Annotated in this window: 18 protein-coding genes and 1 pseudogene; 14 read left to right on the forward strand and 5 right to left on the reverse strand. The window is 60.8% G+C overall.

The window, feature by feature from the left end; all coding sequences use genetic code 11:
- Window positions 1–10 precede the first annotated feature (10 nt).
- From NPS58_RS16415 to NPS58_RS16425, 3 genes are all read left to right on the forward strand, one after another.
- The gene (locus NPS58_RS16415) at window positions 11–568 is read left to right on the forward strand and encodes a helix-turn-helix domain-containing protein (RefSeq protein ID WP_274116406.1); all 558 of its coding nucleotides are present in this window, start codon (window positions 11–13) and stop codon (window positions 566–568) included.
- Between the two features lie 23 nt (window positions 569–591).
- A complete protein-coding gene (locus tag NPS58_RS16420; protein ID WP_274116407.1) occupies window positions 592–1,944 on the forward strand; it encodes a glutamine synthetase family protein in 1,353 nt (450 codons plus the stop codon).
- A 126-nt stretch (window positions 1,945–2,070) separates the two neighbouring features.
- A complete protein-coding gene (locus NPS58_RS16425; protein WP_274116408.1) occupies window positions 2,071–2,745 on the forward strand; it encodes a polysaccharide lyase family 7 protein in 675 nt (224 codons plus the stop codon).
- A 12-nt stretch (window positions 2,746–2,757) separates the two neighbouring features.
- On the opposite strand, the gene NPS58_RS16430 is transcribed toward NPS58_RS16425, so the two are convergent.
- Window positions 2,758–4,206 carry a sensor histidine kinase gene (locus tag NPS58_RS16430; RefSeq protein ID WP_274116409.1) on the reverse strand — a complete coding sequence of 483 codons (1,449 nt, stop codon included), beginning with the start codon at window positions 4,204–4,206 and terminating at the stop codon, window positions 2,758–2,760.
- Window positions 4,207–4,431: 225 nt separating this feature from the next.
- On the opposite strand from NPS58_RS16430, the gene yghU reads away from it, so the two are divergent.
- Window positions 4,432–5,271, forward strand: coding sequence for a glutathione-dependent disulfide-bond oxidoreductase (gene yghU, locus NPS58_RS16435; protein WP_274116410.1), 840 nt, complete (start codon window positions 4,432–4,434; stop codon window positions 5,269–5,271).
- 14 nt (window positions 5,272–5,285) lie between these two features.
- Here yghU and NPS58_RS16440 read toward each other — a convergent pair whose 3' ends face one another.
- Window positions 5,286–5,690, reverse strand: coding sequence for a hypothetical protein (locus NPS58_RS16440; RefSeq protein ID WP_274116411.1), 405 nt, complete (start codon window positions 5,688–5,690; stop codon window positions 5,286–5,288).
- A 206-nt stretch (window positions 5,691–5,896) separates the two neighbouring features.
- On the opposite strand from NPS58_RS16440, the gene NPS58_RS16445 reads away from it, so the two are divergent.
- The 3 genes from NPS58_RS16445 (at window position 5,897) to NPS58_RS16455 (ending at window position 7,786) form a co-directional block, all read left to right on the forward strand.
- Complete coding sequence (locus tag NPS58_RS16445; RefSeq protein WP_274116412.1) at window positions 5,897–6,106, forward strand: hypothetical protein; 210 nt, start codon at window positions 5,897–5,899, stop codon at window positions 6,104–6,106.
- Window positions 6,107–6,173: 67 nt separating this feature from the next.
- Window positions 6,174–6,398 carry a hypothetical protein gene (locus tag NPS58_RS16450; RefSeq protein ID WP_274116413.1) on the forward strand — a complete coding sequence of 75 codons (225 nt, stop codon included), beginning with the start codon at window positions 6,174–6,176 and terminating at the stop codon, window positions 6,396–6,398.
- Window positions 6,399–6,748: 350 nt separating this feature from the next.
- Window positions 6,749–7,786: an ABC transporter substrate-binding protein gene (locus NPS58_RS16455; RefSeq protein ID WP_274116414.1), complete on the forward strand. Its 1,038-nt coding sequence runs from the start codon at window positions 6,749–6,751 to the stop codon at window positions 7,784–7,786.
- A 65-nt stretch (window positions 7,787–7,851) separates the two neighbouring features.
- On the opposite strand, the gene NPS58_RS16460 is transcribed toward NPS58_RS16455, so the two are convergent.
- Window positions 7,852–8,784 (reverse strand): hypothetical protein, encoded by a 933-nt coding sequence (locus NPS58_RS16460; RefSeq protein ID WP_274116415.1) that lies wholly within the window; start codon window positions 8,782–8,784, stop codon window positions 7,852–7,854.
- A gap of 236 nt (window positions 8,785–9,020) precedes the next feature.
- Here NPS58_RS16460 and NPS58_RS16465 point away from each other — a divergent pair, with 236 nt between their 5' ends.
- On the forward strand, window positions 9,021–11,231 hold the full coding sequence (locus tag NPS58_RS16465; protein WP_274116416.1) for an LTA synthase family protein: 2,211 nt from the start codon (window positions 9,021–9,023) through the stop codon (window positions 11,229–11,231).
- Window positions 11,232–11,237: 6 nt separating this feature from the next.
- Here the strand turns inward: NPS58_RS16465 and NPS58_RS16470 are convergent.
- Window positions 11,238–11,660 (reverse strand): annotated as a pseudogene (locus NPS58_RS16470) (hypothetical protein).
- Between the two features lie 72 nt (window positions 11,661–11,732).
- Window positions 11,733–12,506 carry a transcriptional regulator GlcC gene (glcC, locus tag NPS58_RS16475; RefSeq protein ID WP_274116417.1) on the reverse strand — a complete coding sequence of 258 codons (774 nt, stop codon included), beginning with the start codon at window positions 12,504–12,506 and terminating at the stop codon, window positions 11,733–11,735.
- A 252-nt stretch (window positions 12,507–12,758) separates the two neighbouring features.
- Between glcC and glcD the strand changes: the two genes are divergently transcribed.
- From glcD to NPS58_RS16505, 6 genes are all read left to right on the forward strand, one after another.
- Window positions 12,759–14,258: a glycolate oxidase subunit GlcD gene (gene glcD, locus NPS58_RS16480; RefSeq protein ID WP_274116418.1), complete on the forward strand. Its 1,500-nt coding sequence runs from the start codon at window positions 12,759–12,761 to the stop codon at window positions 14,256–14,258.
- Between the two features lie 5 nt (window positions 14,259–14,263).
- The gene (glcE, locus tag NPS58_RS16485; RefSeq protein ID WP_425313081.1) at window positions 14,264–15,322 is read left to right on the forward strand and encodes a glycolate oxidase subunit GlcE; all 1,059 of its coding nucleotides are present in this window, start codon (window positions 14,264–14,266) and stop codon (window positions 15,320–15,322) included.
- A 2-nt stretch (window positions 15,323–15,324) separates the two neighbouring features.
- Window positions 15,325–16,542 (forward strand): glycolate oxidase subunit GlcF, encoded by a 1,218-nt coding sequence (gene glcF / locus NPS58_RS16490; RefSeq protein WP_274116420.1) that lies wholly within the window; start codon window positions 15,325–15,327, stop codon window positions 16,540–16,542.
- A 195-nt stretch (window positions 16,543–16,737) separates the two neighbouring features.
- Window positions 16,738–17,322 (forward strand): hypothetical protein, encoded by a 585-nt coding sequence (locus NPS58_RS16495; RefSeq protein ID WP_274116421.1) that lies wholly within the window; start codon window positions 16,738–16,740, stop codon window positions 17,320–17,322.
- A 188-nt stretch (window positions 17,323–17,510) separates the two neighbouring features.
- A complete protein-coding gene (locus NPS58_RS16500) occupies window positions 17,511–17,858 on the forward strand; it encodes a metalloregulator ArsR/SmtB family transcription factor (protein WP_274116422.1) in 348 nt (115 codons plus the stop codon).
- A 72-nt stretch (window positions 17,859–17,930) separates the two neighbouring features.
- Complete coding sequence (locus tag NPS58_RS16505; protein WP_274116423.1) at window positions 17,931–18,401, forward strand: arsenate reductase ArsC; 471 nt, start codon at window positions 17,931–17,933, stop codon at window positions 18,399–18,401.
- Window positions 18,402–18,404: the final 3 nt, after the last annotated feature.

Below are 18,404 nucleotides of genomic sequence, written 5' to 3' on the forward strand. Positions count from 1 at the left end.
GGACAGCACCATGGACATGCAGGATGAAATCGAAGGCCTGGCGATCCTGATCCGTGACCTGCGCAAGCACCGCAACCTGACCCTGGGTGAACTGGCCCAGCGCATCGACCGCTCGGTGGGCTTTCTGTCCCAGGTCGAACGTGGCCTGTCGCGCCCCACCGTGGCCGACCTGACGGCCATCAGCGAAACCCTGGACGTGCCCACCACCTACTTCTACAACCTGAGCAAGCCCCGCGCGCTGGACTGGGTCACCCGCCCCGGTGAGCGCCGCACCTTGTACTACGCCGGCGGCATCACCGACGTGCTGGTCTCGCCCAAGCTCACCGGTGGGTTCTCCATGCTCGAAAGCCACCTGGCGCCAGGCGCCAGCAGCGGCGAAGGGCATCTGGACGACAGCTCCGAGCAAGGCGGCTTTGTCCTGGAGGGGCAGTTGAGCCTGTGGCTCGACGACAGCGAAGAGCCCGTGACCCTGAACCCCAACGACAGTTTCCAGCTACCGCCCCACAGCCAGTTCCGCTACGCCAACCTGACCGACCAAGCGACCCGGGTACTCTGGGTATTTCGTTGAATAACGCTGCAGGATCGCAATCGATGACAACAACAAAAAGCTTTCCCGATCTGCTCACTGAAGTCCGTGAATTTCGCACCCGGTTCCCCGAAGTGCGCTATGTCGACCTGATCAGCCTGGACATCCCCGGGCATTTCTATGGCAAGCGCTACCCCATCGACATGCTCGAGAAAGTCGCCGCCGGCAGCCCCCTCAAGCTACCGCAGAACTGCGTGCTGCTGGGCGTCCAGGGCGGGCTGTTCCCGATTGGCGACTACTGCTTCAACGATGGCGACCCCGATGCGCCCCGGCGCTTGATCCCCGGCACCCTCAAGCCGGTGCGCTGGGAGAACCAGCCCCTGGGTCAGATGCTGATCAGCTCCGACGGCACTCCCGCCCCCATCGAGTTCGAACCCCGTGAAGTGCTCGCCCGCGTGCTGCAGCGCCTCGAGCAGCGTGGCATTCGCCCGGTGGTGGCCTTCGAGCTTGAGTTCTACCTGTTCGACCGCAGTCTCAAGGATGGCCTGCCGCAGTTCCCTCGCGACCCGTTCAGCGATGACGCCGACGATCAGCCGAACATGCACATCGAGCGCCTGTCGCGCTACTCCGATGTGCTGCGCGAGATGGTCGAGGCGGCCAACGAGCAAGGAGTGGACGCCAACGTGATCACCGCGGAACTTGGCCCAGGCCAGTTCGAGATCAACTTCGGTCATTGCGATGACGGCCTGCGCGCCGCCGACTGGGCGGCGCTATTCTGCCGCAGCACCCGCGGCGTGGCGCTCAAGCACGGCATGCGGGCAAGCTTCATGAGCAAGCCCTACCTTCAGGCCCCGGGCAGCGGCATGCATGTGCATGTCAGCCTGTACGACCAGGAGGGTAACAACCTGCTGGCCGCCAATCACCAGCAGCCGCTGCGCCATGCCGTGGCGGGTTGCCTGGAACTGCTGCCGCACTGCATGCCGGTCTTCGCCGCCAACCACAACGCCATGCGTCGCTACGGCGCCATGGTCAATGCCGCCAGTCGCGCCAGCTGGGGCTATGAAGACCGCGATGCATGCATCCGCATCCCTGAGTCCGACCCACGCAACCTGCGTATCGAGCATCGCCTGGCGGGTGCCGACGCCAACCCGTACCTGGTGCTGGCTGCCATCCTGTGCGGTATGGAGCACGGGCTGGACGCCGGCCGCGAGCCCATCGCCCCGCTCAATGAAGACCGCGGCAGCGGCATCGAATTTCCCAAGGACATGCTTACCGCGGTCAGCGCCATGCGCCACCATCCGGCGGTCAATCAAGGGTTGGGCAGCGAGTTTGTGATGGTGTATTGCGAGAACAAGCGCCAGGATCACCTGGCCTTTTTGCATGAAATCAGTGCGCGGGAGTATCGGTGGTTTCTTTGAGAACCTGATCGCAAACCCGCCCGCCAAAGCTAAATTAATTTAGCTTATGCATTGACGCATATTTAGCCCGCAGCTAGTTTTACCCTGAGCGCGACACATTCTGTCGCGCCCTTCAGGAGAAAACTCATGTCTGTCAACATCAACAAGCTCACCATCACCCTCCCCGTGCCCAAATCCGCCAGCGATCCGGTTGCCCTGGAACTCACCGGCGCCCAGGCCCTGGAACGCTACCCGGCGGTGCTCGCCAGCCTCGCCGACGGCGCGGTGCGCTTTACCGCCCCCACCAGGGGCGCCTCCAGCAAAAGCACCCATCGCACCCGCTGCGAATGGAAAGAGCCGCTCTACTGGAGCCTGGACAGCGCCGCCCTGCATCGCAACCATCAGGTCATGACCCTGAACCGGGTCAACCATGCACAAAAAGTGGTGATTTCGCAGTTGCACGTGAAGGACGACGACAGCCCCGCGCTCAAGGTGTTCTGGAACAAGGGCAAGATCAGCTACGGCTTTCGCCAGCGCTTCAACCAGGCAGCGCCCGCCAGCGTTACGCTGCTGGGCAACGTACCCCTGGGCGCTGCCTTTACGGTGACACTGGAAGTGACCGGCAACGGGGCCCTTACCCTCACTGCCAGGTGCAACGGCTTGAGCGCCAGCACCGGCGCCCTGCAAATGGACAGCAGCTGGAGTACCCGCACGTTCAACTTCCATGGCGGGGTCTACAACCAGGTCGACTACACCAGCTCGACCCCCTCCGACGATGCCTCGGTGTGCATCCTCGGTACCTTGCAGCTGCGCCACGACTGAGTCCCGTCGCTTTCAGCCGTTGACCCTGAAGCACAGGCAGATACGCGTGCCTGCCTGTTCGCGACTGTCGAGCTGAACCTCGCCGCCGAACCGTTCCATGATCTGCTTGACCATGATCAGGCCGATGCCCAGTCCGCCTTGCTTGGTCGTATAGAACGACTTGAAGGCCGCCATTTCCTGCTGGCGTGTCATGCCTTTGCCGGTGTCGTTGATGGCGAGGTAAACCTTTTGCCCGTCGGCAGACAGGGAGGTCGCCAGGTGCAGGCGACCGCCTTCGGGCATCGCCTCGATGGCGTTGGCGATGACGCTGTTGAGTACCTGGGCCAGCAGCAACGGGTGGTTGATCACCAAGGGCACCGGCACGGGGTCGAAGGTCAGCTGGATTTTCAAACGTTCGATCTGCTGTTCAAAGCCCTTCAGCGTACCCTGCACCGCATCGACCAGGTCGACCTGCTCAGACTCGCCGCGCAGCGGTCGCAGGCACAGCAACAGGTCCCGCACCCAGATCGACATGCGATCGACCTGGCTGACGATGTCGTCGATGTACTTGCCCGCCGGCTGCCCAGGCATCCCCTGCGCAAGTTCCGCGCTGGTGCGGATGCTCGCCAGCGGGTTGCGCATGCTGTGTGCCACGGCAGTCGACATTTCGACCAACCCGCCATAGGTCTTGTTGGCCACCAGTTGGTCTTGCTGCGATGCCAACAGTTTGGAGGCGCGCCAGACAATCCAGAACAACCCCACGTAGATCGCCAGGCCTCCCAGCGCAGTGGCCATCCAGATCAAGCGAAAGCCGCGGTTGACCCGCTCGATCAGGTCCACCGGCTCCTTGTAGATCTCGACCACGGCCAACACATTGCCCTGCTCATCGTTGAGCGGAATGTAGTTCTCGATGAAGAACGCCCGGGGAGGCTGCATGAATTGCTGCTCGAAGCGCTGTTGCTGGACTTCGTTGTATTTGGCCGACACCTGGCCACGGGTCGTGAATGCCGCCTCAAGGGCCGGGTCGCCGATGATCTTGCGCCCGATCAAGGCAGGATTGGTCGACCACACCACCATCCGCCCGGGCGAGTAAATCGTCGCCAGCAGCGAATCGGGAAGGTGGGCAAGGTGGTCGAGAAATTCGGAACGCGCCCGCACCCGATTGCGCAGGGTTTCCTCGTTCAACATGCCATACACCGTCGGCGCGAGAATGGCGCCCATCTGCATGCCGGACAAATCGTGGTGGCGGATCTCGCCGATGGCGACGGCCTGGATGAACTGGGCTGACAACAACGCATCGCGCTCCAGGCTCTCGTTCATCAAGAAACGCGTCGACAGCGAGCCCAGACCAATGGCCACGGCGCCAATGATGATGAAGCTGATCACCGAGAACCAGCGCAGCAGATTGAACTGGCCCTTCGCAGCGGTGGGCGCGAGTGCCCGAAACGGCAGTTGCTTGAACCAGGATGACGCTGCATTCATGGAAGCGGCTCGCCAACGTTTGACGGCATTGATCGTGCGTTGTGGCTAACGTCGGCCAAGCCCGTACCCACCGTTTTCCTACACTCTAGCCGTACATCATTTGGCCTGCATCGAACGCGGAAAAGAAACCTCGCATGCTCTATTTTGCCCCTGTGGCCATTGCCGGGCGTATGCTGGCGGGCGCACACTTTTGCCCTTCGCATTGCCCACCAGGAGGTTCGTCACATGAGCAAGGCCCCCTATGTTCCGCCAAAGGTCTGGCGGCACGAAGCGCCCAATGGCGGCGAATTCGCCAACATCAACCGCCCCGTCGCGGGCCCCACCCACGACAAGGCGCTGCCGGTGGGCAAGCACCCGCTACAGCTCTACTCGCTGGCCACGCCCAACGGCGTCAAGGTCGGCATCTTGCTGGAAGAGTTGCTGGCCCTGGGGCACAGCGGCGCCGAATACGATGCGTGGCTGATCCGCATCGGCGAGGGCGACCAGTTCTCCAGCGGCTTCGTTGCCGTCAATCCGAACTCGAAGATCCCCGCCCTGCTGGACCGCAGTGAACATCCGCCCATTCGCGTGTTCGAGTCGGGTTCGATCCTGCTGTACCTCGCAGAAAAATTCGGCAGCTTCCTGCCCAAGGACCTGGCCGGGCGCACCGAGACCCTGAACTGGCTGTTCTGGCAAATGGGCGCGGCCCCTTATCTGGGCGGTGGATTCGGGCACTTTTATGCCTACGCCCCGGAAAAATTCGAATACCCGATCAACCGCTTCACCATGGAAGCCAAGCGCCAGTTGGATGTACTCGACCGTCGCCTGGCCGAAAGCCCCTACCTTGCCGGCGACTGCTACACCATCGCCGACATCGCCGTGTGGGCCTGGTATGGCCAGCTGGCGCTGGGCAACGTGTACTCGGCTGCCGAGTTCTTGAGCGTGCATGAATACACCCATCTGCAACGCTGGGCGCAGGAGATCGCCAAGCGCCCTGCGGTGATCCGTGGCTTGCGGGTCAACCGCACCTGGGGTGATGAAGCCAGCCAGGTACCGGAGCGGCATCAGGCCTCGGACCTGGACTGAACGGCGGGCTGTGGCTACAGCGTGATCGAGGTGGCCGGGTAGAACAGCATGTTCAGCACGAACAAGGCCATCCAGAAGCCGATCTCCAGCGTTTCGGTGATCGGCTGGATGCGCCGGACCGCGCCGTAGACATGCACCACGAACATCAGTGCGAACACCACGAACAGCACGTCGAACGCATAGCTGAACTGGGTGCCGGTGGTGACCGAGCGCAGCATGCAGGCCTCGACCACCAGGATGAACGCGCCCAGGCAGCGACCAAAGTAAGTGGCCAGGTGTTTCTGCTCGGGGAGTGTCCAGCGCATCAGCCTGGCCCATGCCAGGGGCGCGACAAAAATCGGCAGGGCAAAGAACAGCGTGGTGAGGGTCATCAGGACGGTGAGGTAGGTCGTGCTGTACTGCGCGTAATAGCCAAGCATGGCTCAGGTCCTTCTGCGGTGGTGGTTGTTGTTTTGTCAGCGCAGAATTGGCAGGGGCCTGTACCGCGTCAAGAAAGTTGCGCAGAAACGGCACCAAAGAATGGCGTAGATGGTTGGATTCAGTACTTAGGTGCGGTACATGCGGGCCGGCCTCGGCGGGCTTATCAGAACCTGCTAGATTTTCTTCACTTCATGAGGAACCGGCCATGTCTACCAACAACCTCATTCCATCGCTGATTTTCAAACTCAACGAAAACCAACTCGCCATCGCTGAGGCGGTCGAGGAACTCTCCAACCGGATCGAACAGATTCATGGGCCCCACGACGGGTCGATGAAGATACGCAATGCCTTGGCCAAGCTGGACGAGAACCTGGAGTTCATCACCCGTGGCGTTGCGAATCTGATGAATGATTGAGTAATTACCGGGCTTTTCGTTTCTGCCCTCGCCCGCTAATCTGCCCCGATAGCCCGGAGGACTGCCCATGGTTTCGGACAAACGCACCCTATCGCTACTCTCCCGACTCGCTGATGCCCAACTGGCCTTGGCCACCAGCATGAGAGGCGTATCCCCGAGCACTGAAGGCTACCCGGAGCAAGCGCTGCAGCGTATTGCCGACGCCATGGAAAATATCGAGGCCGCGCTGGTTGATATCAGTGAATCGACCGCCGACGTGCACTCGCCAGCGGCGAAAAGCAACCTACACTGAAAGTGCTGAGCTTTTCCCCTTTTTCGCTCGGCATTAGCCCGCTTCGGCGGGCTTTTTACTGGGCGCACCCTGGCCCGTTTGAATCGATATTCCCGCCCGCCGCATTAGTTTAGTTAGTGCCTATCTAAACATTAGAAAAAGTAGAATTTTTCTACCTTTCGTTCCGTGCCACCTTACACGGCAAGAAAATGGACCATAGGAAAACACTATTGTTCGTTGCCGGGTGGTACATGCACTCCATCCTGCGCCGAACGGATCGAGAACCGGAAGTCTCTCGCCTGGGAAGGCCTGGTTAATCCCGGTGTCTTGAGTGATTTGCAATCACCCTTGAACAGTAGGAGATAACAATAATGATCAAAACTCTGAAATTCGCAGCACTGGCAACGGGGATCATCACAGCCAGCCACGGCCTTGCGGCCGACCTCACCATCGTTTCCTTCGGGGGCGCCAACAAAGAGGCCCAGGTAAAGGCCTTCTACAAACCCTGGCAGCAGGCCAGCGGCAGCAAGATCATTTCCGGGGAATACAACGGTGAGATGGCCAAGGTGAAAGCCATGGTCGACACCCGCAGCGTCTCGTGGGATGCGGTAGAGGTCGAGTCTGCCGAACTGGCGCGCGGTTGTGACGAGGGCATGTTCGAGACCCTCGACCCGGCGCAGATCGGCCTCGATACCCAGAACTTCGTTCCTGGCGCCATCCAGCCCTGCGGTATCGGCTTCCTGGTCTACTCCACCGTACTGGCCTACAACGCCAGCAAATTGAAAGAAACCCCGACCGGCTGGAAAGACTTCTGGGACGTCGAGCGATTCCCGGGCAAGCGCGGCCTGCGCAAGCTGGCCAAGTCGACGCTGGAGTTCGCGCTGATCGCCGACGGTGTAGCGCCCGGGGAGGTCTACACCTTGCTGGCAACCGAGGCCGGACAGGACCGCGCCTTTGCCAAGCTCGACCAGATCAAGCCGCACATCCAGTGGTGGGAGGCCGGTGCACAGCCGCCCCAGTACCTCGCGGCGGGCGACGTGGTCATGAGTTCGGTCTACAACGGGCGCCTCTCGGCCGAGCAGCGCAAAACCTATGACCTGAAGATCGTCTGGTCCGGGGGACTCTACGAATTCGATTCCTGGGCGATACCGCGCGGCGCCTCCAGCCAGGAAAAAACCCGCGAATTCATCGCCTTCTCGCTTGAGCCGCTGCAACAGAAAAGCTTCGCCGAGGCCATCGACTACGGCGCTGCCAACCTGCAGGCAATGGAGCTGCTCGACAAGGCCCGCATCGCCGAGCTGCCCACCGCGCCCGAGAACCTTGCCCAGCAGATTCCAGTGGACGCGCTGTTCTGGGCCGACCATGGCGAACACCTGGAACAACGTTTCAACGCCTGGGCATCGCGCTGATGGCCTGACGGTCGCCACGATATCATCGACACCGAGCCCGCCACTGCGCGGGCTTTTCTATGCCATCAGAATTTGAACTTGTAGTAATCGCCAAATCGGATGCCCACCATGCGCGGGACCCTGATCTCCACCCTGAACAGGTTACGTACAAGCTCATTGAGATCGCCTTCCGACCTGAAGCCCAGCAGTACCATGCGGTCTTTTTCCGCCAGGAGCCTGGCGACCGATATCACTGACAAGGCCAGTGCCGGCAATGACTTGCTCCCATAAAAACAGATTGATCTTCGGGTATAGGACCGACCATTCAATATCGTTTTCGCCTGGTCACTGATGCCTTTGATTCTGCAAGTGGGGATGTCCATTTCAAGTTGATCGAGAAGTACCAGGGACGAGGATGAAAAAACCGGATGTTGGAACGGGACTTTATAGACCGTCCTGCCGAATCGACTGCCCGCACCACTGAGCGGATTTTTCCTGGGCGGCAGACCGACCTCCAATGAAAAGAACACATTATCGTCATTGGCAAGCCCGAACAGATCGCAACTATCGGTGTTGCGCTTCGGGAAGATCACTTTGTCCTCGATCAACTTGCGCCTTGAGTGCAGAACCAGATCATGTTGGCCATTGACCACATGTTCGCTATTGGTAGAGTGACAGGCATAGAAGCCAGACTGAATGAACACGTCGAAAAACGCTGACTCTTCGCGCTCCAACGTGCCCAGGGCCTGTAGGATCGAACGATAATTGTGATTGGCCAAGTCCTTGAAGTCAGTCAGCCCTTGGCCAAACCTGACGCCGGGAAGCACTACCGCGAAATAATCCAGAAGCGAGTTGTTAGTGAGGAAGTTGTCGTACCACAAGGAACCTTGCCGAAGCATTGCAGCATTGATGCGTTGCGCCCTATTACGCCGGAATCTTTGCTTCAGCAGATCACCTGCCTGGTGTTCTTTATCAGATAACATGCGCGTTTCAAGCCACCCTGTATTCATCAGGGGCAAATACTTATATTCCTGCAGTAAGCTGTCCACAGCCCTATTGTAAAAATGAAGTAAATAGGACGTTTCCTAGAACCTTTAACTGCAGGCCGACGTACGCTACAGCAGGTTCTTCCAAGGTCCAGGGCACAGCAGTACCTGCGAAACCGGGGCGATTCGATATTTTCCCGGATAGCTTTCACATAGCTTGGTACCATCGAGCATACTTATGTGAAGTTTTGATGATTGGAAGGTTTTTTGTGAACGTCATCCGCCGCCTGTTACGGCACCCCATTGCGCGCCTTGTTGCCCTGACCGGGCTGGTGCTGGTCTTACCGCTGGGCCTGCGCGCGGCACTGGGCTGGTCGAACCCGCTCGGTTTTGTTTCAGACCTGGGGATTGCGGGCCTGCTCATCGTACTCCTGCATCGCCGCCCCTGGTGGCAAGCGCTGCCTGTGTTGCTGGCATGGGGCGTCCTGACGCTGGCCACGGTCGAGCTGGTCAGCGCTGTGGGCAGGCTTCCAAATGCCGCAGACCTGCACTACCTGGTCGACCCTCAGTTTCTGGAAAACTCCACTGGCGGTGGTTTCGCGCAACCCTGGCTACCCGTCGCCCTGCTGCTTGGCCTGGCGATCTGGCTGGCAACGCACTGGCTGGGGCGCTCCACCCCCTTGCCGCGATTGCCGCGCAGCGCATGGGCAGTACCGCTGCTGCTGTTGATCAGCCATTGGGGCGCCCAGCATCTGCGCCCCTCTGACGCCGACCAGTGGTACGTGTACAACCTGCCTCATCAGTTGCTGGCCGCAGGCGTTGGCGACGTGCAGATCCGCATGGAAGAGTGGCTGGAGGGCGACGTTGTCGATGCCGCACCGAACATGGCCGGGCTCACCCAGCTGGACCTCGAAGGACACAAGCTGCTCGCCGCACCGGGAATCGCCCGCAACGTACTGATCATCGCACTCGAGGGTATCCCCGGCGCCTACCTGGACGTCAACCGCCAGGCCTTGCACAGCAGCTACCAGGAAAACCTCATGCCCAACCTCAGCCGCTGGGCAGAGCGCGGCATGAACACCCCGGACTATGTACTGCACAGCCACCAGACCATCCGCGGCCTGTATGCAATGCTCTGCGGCGACTACGACAAGCTCGACAATGGCACCCCCAAGGGCGTCGAGATGCTGACCCAGAATGAACGCAACCAGGCGTGCCTGCCCGCTCAATTGCACAAGAACGGGTTTGCGACGCACTACCTGCAGGGCGCCGGCCTGCGCTTCATGGCCAAAGACAAGATCATGCCGCACATCGGCTTCGACACGACCCTGGGTCTTGAATGGTTCACCAACAGCAATTACCTGGAGTTCCCCTGGGGCAAGGATGACAAGGCCTTCTTTGAAGGGGCCCTGGACTACGTCGGCCAGCTGAAAAAGCAACAGCAGCCCTGGATGCTGACCCTGCTGACGGTTGGCACCCACCAGCCCTACTCGGCGCCCGATGACTACCTGCAACGCTACGACACCCCCAAGCAGGCCGCCGTGGCGTACCTGGACGACGCCCTGGGTGAGTTTCTCGGCGGCCTGGAAAGCCAGGGCGTGTTGCAAGACACCCTGGTGGTGATTACCTCGGACGAATCCCACGGCATTGATGGCGTGCGGTTGGCATCATCGTGGGGCTTCAACCTGATGCTCGCACCCGAGCAGCATCAGCTGCCCCATGTGAAGTCCGGGGTGTACGGGCATATCGACTTGAGCACGTCGATCCTCGACTATTTTGCCCTGCCCGTTCCCAAGGCCTTGAGCGGTCGCTCACTGTTCCGTGACTACGCCACAGGCCGCGAGATCATGTCGTACACCAATGGCAAGCTTCGTTACCACGATGGCCAGGGCACTTTTGCCGAGTGCGACTTCCAGCAGCGCTGCCAGCAGTACGCGAGTGAAGGATTCATCGCCGAACGCAAGACCCTGGTAGGCCAGTACGGGGGCTCACGCGCTCGACTGGTCACGGCGAGGGCCACCGCCCTGGATCAATCGTTGCTGCGCACGCCGCTGAACCAGCATTACCAGTTCGGTAGTCCCGCCATCATCCCGCTTCAAGCGCAGATCAAGGATGACTGGGCCGATAACCTCATCGGCGCCCAATACCTGGAAATGCCCAAGGGCTCGCAGACACGGGTGCGCCTGACCGTACGCTCGGTAGACCCACATCAGAACGCCTACATCCTGCTCAAGGCCAAGGAGCTGGAGCAGGATGTGCCATTGGGCCTGCCCGCAGAAATGGTGGTGACCGCCGACAAGCCGCTGGAGATGGATTTCAGTTTCGACAACCCTGAGTCACGCAAGGCGTTTTCTTTCCACCTGCTGGGCTACGGGCTAGGCGCCGTGGAGGTCAGCGACTTCAGTGTGATCACCGAGTTGGCCGGACAATCCGAGAATACCGACGAACTCTCTGAAGAACTCAGTGCTCAATCCAGTTGATTCGCCTCACATGAGGCAATAGAAATCGCTGAGCTCCGTGACGATCTCACGCTTGGCGTTGTACAACCGGGCCTCGGGGGTGAGCGCGATCGAGCGGCCCTCGAGGACATAGCGCTGGCCCGCTTCGAAATGGGCGTAATTGAGGGTCAGGTAGCACACACGTACGGTGGGGCCTCCCATCGTGCCCATGCCCCCGCCACCGGCGACTTCGTAGTCGAACCGAACGACCAGCTCGTGACTGCCGGGGGTGACCTGGAAATAGCGCCCATCGCGCAGGCGCTGTTTATCCAGGCGTTCGGCCAGCAGCTATCTGTCGTTGGGAAAGGGGATAGAGAAATCGACCCAGGCCATCTGTGGATCGGCAACCGGAATCGGGGTCTGGCAAGCCGCAACGACACTGACGGCGAGTAACAGCATCATCCTGCGCATGATAAATGCCCCAAGGGGTTATTCATTCAGAATAGCGCCGGGTGGGTCGCTTGGCTGCCCGATTCATGCCCCCTACGTCCACCCTTCAAGACGCATGGTTGCGCGCACCAGGCGTTGCTCCTCCAGTTCGATCTCCTTGAGGTTGTCGCGGATGCCGTTGATGTGTTCGCGCGCGGCGCGCTGCGCTTGCTCGGGCAGGCGCTCGATGACCGCGTGATAGAGACGTGCGTGCTGGCGGTCGATCTGGCGTTTTTGCTTGGGCCGGTGGTAGAGGTTGTTGACCGAGGCGAACACGGTGCTGAGCATCAGGTCGGTCAACGACTGCAGCGTGTGCAGCAACACCGGATTGTGCGAGGCCTCGCAAATCGCCAGGTGGAAGGCATGATCAAGACGGGCATGTTCACGCGGGTCGAGCGATTCCGCCTGGCTGTGAGCGGCGAGCATCTCTTCGTAGCGGCGGGTCAGCAGGACGAAGTCTGCATCGGTTCCGCGCAAGGCCGCCAGACGCGCTGACTCGGCCTCCAGCAGCACCCGTACCTCCAGCAGGTCAAAGAGCGTGCGCGGCTGCGAATTGAACAGGTGCATCAGCGGACTGGCATTGGGCGGACCGTTCAGTGTGGCAACCCGCGAATCGCGGCCCTGGACCGTCTCGATAATGCCGCGCCCGCGCAGCACCTTCAGCCCTTCACGCAGGGCCGAACGGGATATTCCCAGCTTTTGGCAAAGGCGACGCTCCGAAGGCAGTGCCTGGCCGACCTTGAGCACACCGTCGACGATCAATCGCTCAACCCGCTCGGCCACCACATCGCTCACCTGGCGACGCTTGCCGGATGTCTCTTCATGCATGCCAAGCACCTCCGGCAACTGGTAGTACCAGTATTGATGGGTAACTCACCTGCCGCTCACTTTAGTTGCGGCACCCTTTCGTTATAAGGCATCTGGCATCCAATGACTGGCTTCGCGCCTGAAAAAACTGGTCGTACCAGTTCATGAAGCGATAGACGACGGTCGTTCAACGCTCTACACCTAACCCATAACAAGCGGATCGGCTCGCTACCGGTGCTGCACACAAGAACAACGTCAAGCGAGAAGCCTGCCATGAGTATTCTGTACGACGAGCGCATCGACGGGGCACTGCCCAAGGTCGACAAGGCCGCCCTGTTGGCTGAACTGCGTGAGCAACTGCCGGACATGCAAGTGCTGCACGCTCAGGAAGACCTCAAACCCTACGAATGCGACGGGCTCTCTGCCTACACCACCACGCCGATGCTGGTGGTATTGCCCGAGCGCATCGAGCACGTGGAGCGACTGCTCAAGCTCTGTTATCAACGCAAAGTACCAGTGGTGGCGCGGGGAGCCGGCACGGGCCTGTCGGGCGGTGCATTGCCTGTGACCCAGGGCGTCCTGCTGGTAATGGCGCGCTTCAAGCAGATTCTCGAGATCAACCCAGAGGGGCGTTATGCCCGCGTGCAGCCAGGCGTACGCAACCTGGCGATATCCCAGGCAGCCGCGCCTTACGGCCTGTATTACGCACCGGACCCATCCTCGCAGATAGCCTGTTCGATCGGCGGTAACGTCGCCGAGAACGCCGGGGGCGTGCACTGTCTGAAATACGGCCTGACCGTACACAACCTGCTCAAGGTAGACATTCTCACCATCGAAGGTGAGCGCATGACCCTGGGTAGCGATGCCCTGGACTCGCCCGGCTTCGACCTGCTCGCCTTGTTCACAGGCTCCGAAGGCATGCTTGGGATCATCACCGAGGTCACGGTCAAGCTGCTGCCCAAGCCGCAGGTGGCCAAGGTGTTGTTGGCAAGCTTCGACTCCGTGGAAAAAGCCGGGCGAGCGGTGGGTGAAATCATTGCCGCTGGCATCATTCCAGGTGGCCTGGAGATGATGGACAACCTGGCGATTCGCGCCGCTGAAGACTTTATTCACGCCGGCTACCCGGTGGAAGCCGAGGCCATCCTGCTGTGCGAACTCGATGGGGTGGAAGCCGACGTGCATGACGAGTGCGAGCGTGTCGGCACGGTACTGGACAAGGCCGGCGCCACCGAGGTGCGCATGGCCCGCGACGAGGTCGAGCGCGTCAAGTTCTGGGCCGGGCGCAAGAATGCCTTCCCGGCCGTCGGACGCATCTCGCCGGACTACTACTGCATGGATGGCACCATCCCGCGGCGCGAGCTGCCCGGTGTGCTCAGGGGTATCCGCGAGCTGTCCGAAGCATTCGGCCTGCGTGTGGCCAACGTGTTCCATGCCGGTGACGGCAACATGCATCCCTTGATTCTGTTCGACGCCAATCAGCCCGGCGAACTGGAGCGTGCCGAGGCGCTGGGCGGCAAGATCCTCGAGCTCTGCGTCAAGGTGGGCGGCAGCATCACCGGCGAGCACGGCGTGGGCCGCGAGAAGATCAACCAGATGTGCGTGCAATTCAACAGCGATGAGCTGACCCTGTTCCACGCGGTGAAAGCAGCCTTCGATCCGAGCGGCCTGCTCAACCCCGGCAAGAACATACCCACCCTGCACCGCTGCGCCGAATTCGGTGCCGTGCACGTCCATCACGGCCAGCTGCCCTTCCCTGACCTGGAGCGTTTCTAATGGTTATGCAGCATGACTGCGACGCCAGTGCGGCACTTCTCGACCACGTCAAGCACGCCCTCGACCGCTCGACGCCACTGCGCATTCAGGGGGGCAACAGCAAAGCGTTTCTCGGACGCAACGTTGAAGGCGAAGTGCTCGATACCCGGGCCCATCGCGGCATCGTCAGCTATGACCCGACCGAGTTGGTGATCACCGCCCGCGCCGGCACGCCATTGGCCGAGCTGGACGCCTTGCTGGACGCAGCCGGGCAGATGCTCACCTGTGAGCCCGCGCTGCATGGCAATGCCGCGACCCTCGGCGGGATGCTCGCTACGGGCCTCTCAGGCCCGCGGCGACCTTGGTCCGGCGCGGTTCGCGATCTGGTGCTGGGTACCCGCTTGATCACCGGCACGGGCAAGCACCTGCGCTTTGGTGGCGAGGTCATGAAGAACGTGGCCGGCTACGACCTTTCGCGCCTGCTGGCCGGTAGCTTTGGCTGCCTGGGGGTGATTACCGAGGTGTCGTTGAAAGTGCTGCCCAAGCCGCGCCAGTGCCTCAGCCTGCGCCTGGAGATGGACAGCGCCATGGCCCTGCGCAAGCTCGCCGAGTGGGGCCAGCAACCCCTGCCACTGAGCGCTGCCAGTCATGATGGCCGGGCCTTGCACCTGCGCCTGGAAGGGGGCGAAGGCTCGGTGATGGCCGCCCGCGAGCACCTCGGCGGTGAACTGATCGAGCGCGCGTACTGGGCCGACCTGCGTGAGCAACGCCTGGAATTCTTCGCCAGCCCGCTCCCGCTGTGGCGCTTGTCGGTTCCAACCAATACTAGCGTGCTGGTACTGCCCGGGGAGCAACTGATCGACTGGGGTGGCGCGCAGCGCTGGTTGAAGTCCGATGCCGATGCCGCGCAGATCCGCCAGATCGCCGCCGATGTCGGCGGGCACGCTACCTGCTTCACCGCCGGCCACTGCGACAGCCCGTTCCATCCGCTGGCCCCGCCACTGCTGCGCTACCACCGGCAGCTGAAATCCCAGCTCGACCCCCAGGGTATCTTCAACCCTGGCCGCCTGTATGCCGAGGTGTAGCCGTGCAGACCCATCTGAGTGAATACGCCAAGCAACTGCCGCGCGCCGAGGAAGCCGAACGCATCTTGCGTAGCTGCGTGCATTGCGGTTTCTGCAACGCCACCTGCCCGACCTACCAACTGATTGGCGACGAACTCGACGGCCCGCGCGGGCGCATCTATCTGATCAAGCAAGTGCTGGAGGGCAACGACGTCACCGCCAAGACCCAACTGCACCTGGATCGCTGTCTGAGCTGCCGCAACTGTGAATCCACCTGTCCATCGGGCGTGCAGTACCACAACTTGCTGGATATCGGCCGCGCCGTGGTCGATGCCGCCGTGCCCCGCCCGCTGGCGCAACGCGCGATGCGTGACAGCCTGCGTGTCGTGGTGCCGCATGCCGCACTATTCAAAGGCTTGATCCAGGTCGGCCAGGTGTTCCGTCCACTGTTGCCTGACCACTGGCAGGCCAAATTGCCGCGCACGTCCGTTGCCGCCAAGCCACGCCCGGCCCCCCGCCATGCGCGCCGTGTGCTGATGCTCGAGGGCTGCGTGCAGCCAGGCCTTGCCCCCAACACCAATGCCGCCGCGGCGCGGGTTCTCGACCGCCTTGGAATCAGCGTCACGCCGATCCAGCAGGTCGGTTGCTGCGGTGCGGTGGACTATCATCTGAACGCCCATGAGCAAGGCTTGCAGCGTGCGCGGCAGAACATCGATGCCTGGTGGCCCGCCATCGAACAAGGCGCCGAAGCCATCGTGCAAACCGCCAGCGGTTGCGGTGCCTTCGTCAAGGACTACGCCCAACTGCTGGCGCAAGACCTGGCCTACGCCGACAAGGCCCGGCGCGTCAGTACCCTGGCCAAGGACCTGGTCGAGGTGCTCGGCGCCGAACCACTGGAGCAACTCGGTGTACGCACCGATCTGCGCCTGGCGTTCCATTGCCCCTGCACCCTGCAGCATGCACAGAAGCTCGGCGGCGCGGTAGAGGGCGTGCTCACTCGCCTCGGTTTCGCGCTCACCGCTGTACCCGACAGCCACCTGTGCTGCGGTTCGGCCGGGACCTATTCGTTGACCCAGCCGGTGCTTTCCAGGCAGCTGCGCGACAACAAGCTCGATGCTCTGGAAAGCGGCAAGCCGGCGGTGATCGCCACGGCCAACATCGGCTGCCAAACCCACCTCGACGGCGCCAGTCGCACGCCGGTGCGGCACTGGATCGAACTGGTCGAAGAAGCCCTGGGTTAATTGGACCCTCGACAGCGAAGGGCACAACATTCCCGGAGGATAAGAGACTGACTTGCAAAGAGATGTATTAGTTACCTATTTGTAACGCCTGGATAATGGAGGTAGGTTGCCGGTGTAAACCAGCGGTAACTGCTGACACTGGAAGTCTGGCATGGTTTTCTCGACGCTCAATAACTCCAACCACTTGGTACTGCCATGCGTTTCATTGAAAAATATCCCCAGCGTGCCTCCCCCCTCACGCTTGTATTGAACGAAGACAAAGAGTTCCCTCCTGAACATGATCACTCCGCAATGAATTTCTCATTGACTACCGAGTGGCGCGAGGATGTTGCGGCGGGTCGTTGCTCCATCTACAGGGAGCCCGACGGCAGCGACTACATGCTGATCTCCGCACTGTACGTCGAAGGCAATGAAAACAACCCCACCAAAAATAACCCAAACCAATATGTCGGGCTGGGGCAGCTTTTGGTTTTCGCGGCGATGAAATTCGGCTATGAGCAGAATGTGCGGACCACCCTGCTGTCACCGCTTACCGGGAGCGAAGGATTTTATATAAAAATGGGGTTTTATCCGAAAGTGACGGGCAATCCAAACAGAATGACAAATGCAAGTCACTTACCCCTATCGCACAGAGGAAAATTAAATCCAAAGTGGGTAGGCCAATTTGCTCAAGCCTCATTTATAAACAAGGATTTCCGAGGCTCGACGTGGGCCGGAAGTACGCCTCTCATTTACCTCAAGCTCAAAGAAAACATCATGAAGGCCTGGGCGATTGGATAAAAAGGGGGAGCCACCTCGATGCTCGCTGCTTGAAAACCTTGTAGGGGTCGAACAACGCCAGGAATGTCGACGCCAGGGCGCCACGACAGTCACCTTTCGGCCAGAAGTGGTCGTTCACCCGCAAACGACTTGCCCATTACATATGAATATCCGTATATTCGACTATCCACATTCATAGGACGCATAGCGTGATCACGCCTCCTGAAGTATTCAAAAGCCTGGCCGACGAAACTCGCGCCCGCGCCACCTTACTGATTGCCAACCAAGGTGAGCTTTGCGTTTGCGAACTGATGTGTGCCCTCGACGACAGCCAGCCGAAGGTCAGTCGCCACCTTGCCCAACTGCGCAGCAGCGGCCTGCTGCTGGATCGCCGCCAGGGACAGTGGGTTTACTACCGCCTCAATCCGGATCTTCCTGCCTGGGTGCACGAGATGCTGCAAGTGACATTGCTGGCCAACGCGCAATGGCTACAGAACAACGCTTCCCGCCTGCAGAACATGGACGGGCGCCCTGTCCGCGATACTGCCTGCTGCTGACCCATGCCAATGTAATCAGCTGCGACCCCGGTCCGGAAATCCTCTATCGGCCGCTTTGCCACGGAGTAATTCATGCGAGTCCTATTCATGTGCACGGCCAACAGCTGCCGCAGCATCCTTTCAGAAGCCATGCTCAATCACCTGGCGCCACAGGGTTTCGAAGCGGTGAGCTCCGGGTGCATTCCCAAAGGACAAGTGCTGCCCCGCAGCCTGACCACACTGCAGCAGGCCGGCATCTCCATCGAAGGCTTGAGCAGCAAGGGTAATGACGTCTTTGAAAACAACCTGCCGGATATTGTCATTACCGTGTGCGACAAGGCCGCCGGCGAAAGCTGCCCGGTGTATTTCGGCCCCGCCGTGAAATCCCACTGGGGTCTGGAAGATCCATCCGATGTGGTGGGTGACGAAGCAGCGGTTGACGCTGCGTTCCGTGCCACACTGGCGCGCATCGAACAACGCTGCAACGCCTTCCTCGCCCTACCCTTCGACAAGCTCAGCCGCGATGAACTCAAAAGCGAGTTGGACCAGATAGGCGCTCTTTGAGCA

This window comes from Pseudomonas putida (assembly GCF_028682455.1).
In the GTDB taxonomy this organism is placed as follows: domain Bacteria; phylum Pseudomonadota; class Gammaproteobacteria; order Pseudomonadales; family Pseudomonadaceae; genus Aquipseudomonas; species Aquipseudomonas putida_AA.

Bases quoted from the DNA above. Each gene is read 5' to 3' on its own strand.
- NPS58_RS16415 (WP_274116406.1), top strand. From the start codon at position 11: ATGGACATGCAGGATGAAATCGAAGGCCTGGCGATCCTGATCCGTGAC.
- NPS58_RS16420 (WP_274116407.1), top strand. From the start codon at position 592: ATGACAACAACAAAAAGCTTTCCCGATCTGCTCACTGAAGTCCGTGAA.
- NPS58_RS16425 (WP_274116408.1), top strand. From the start codon at position 2,071: ATGTCTGTCAACATCAACAAGCTCACCATCACCCTCCCCGTGCCCAAA.
- NPS58_RS16430 (WP_274116409.1), bottom strand. From the start codon at position 4,206: ATGAATGCAGCGTCATCCTGGTTCAAGCAACTGCCGTTTCGGGCACTC.
- yghU (WP_274116410.1), top strand. From the start codon at position 4,432: ATGAGCAAGGCCCCCTATGTTCCGCCAAAGGTCTGGCGGCACGAAGCG.
- NPS58_RS16440 (WP_274116411.1), bottom strand. From the start codon at position 5,690: ATGCTTGGCTATTACGCGCAGTACAGCACGACCTACCTCACCGTCCTG.
- NPS58_RS16445 (WP_274116412.1), top strand. From the start codon at position 5,897: ATGTCTACCAACAACCTCATTCCATCGCTGATTTTCAAACTCAACGAA.
- NPS58_RS16450 (WP_274116413.1), top strand. From the start codon at position 6,174: ATGGTTTCGGACAAACGCACCCTATCGCTACTCTCCCGACTCGCTGAT.
- NPS58_RS16455 (WP_274116414.1), top strand. From the start codon at position 6,749: ATGATCAAAACTCTGAAATTCGCAGCACTGGCAACGGGGATCATCACA.
- glcC (WP_274116417.1), bottom strand. From the start codon at position 12,506: ATGCATGAAGAGACATCCGGCAAGCGTCGCCAGGTGAGCGATGTGGTG.
- glcD (WP_274116418.1), top strand. From the start codon at position 12,759: ATGAGTATTCTGTACGACGAGCGCATCGACGGGGCACTGCCCAAGGTC.
- glcE (WP_425313081.1), top strand. From the start codon at position 14,264: ATGCAGCATGACTGCGACGCCAGTGCGGCACTTCTCGACCACGTCAAG.
- NPS58_RS16495 (WP_274116421.1), top strand. From the start codon at position 16,738: ATGCGTTTCATTGAAAAATATCCCCAGCGTGCCTCCCCCCTCACGCTT.
- NPS58_RS16505 (WP_274116423.1), top strand. From the start codon at position 17,931: ATGCGAGTCCTATTCATGTGCACGGCCAACAGCTGCCGCAGCATCCTT.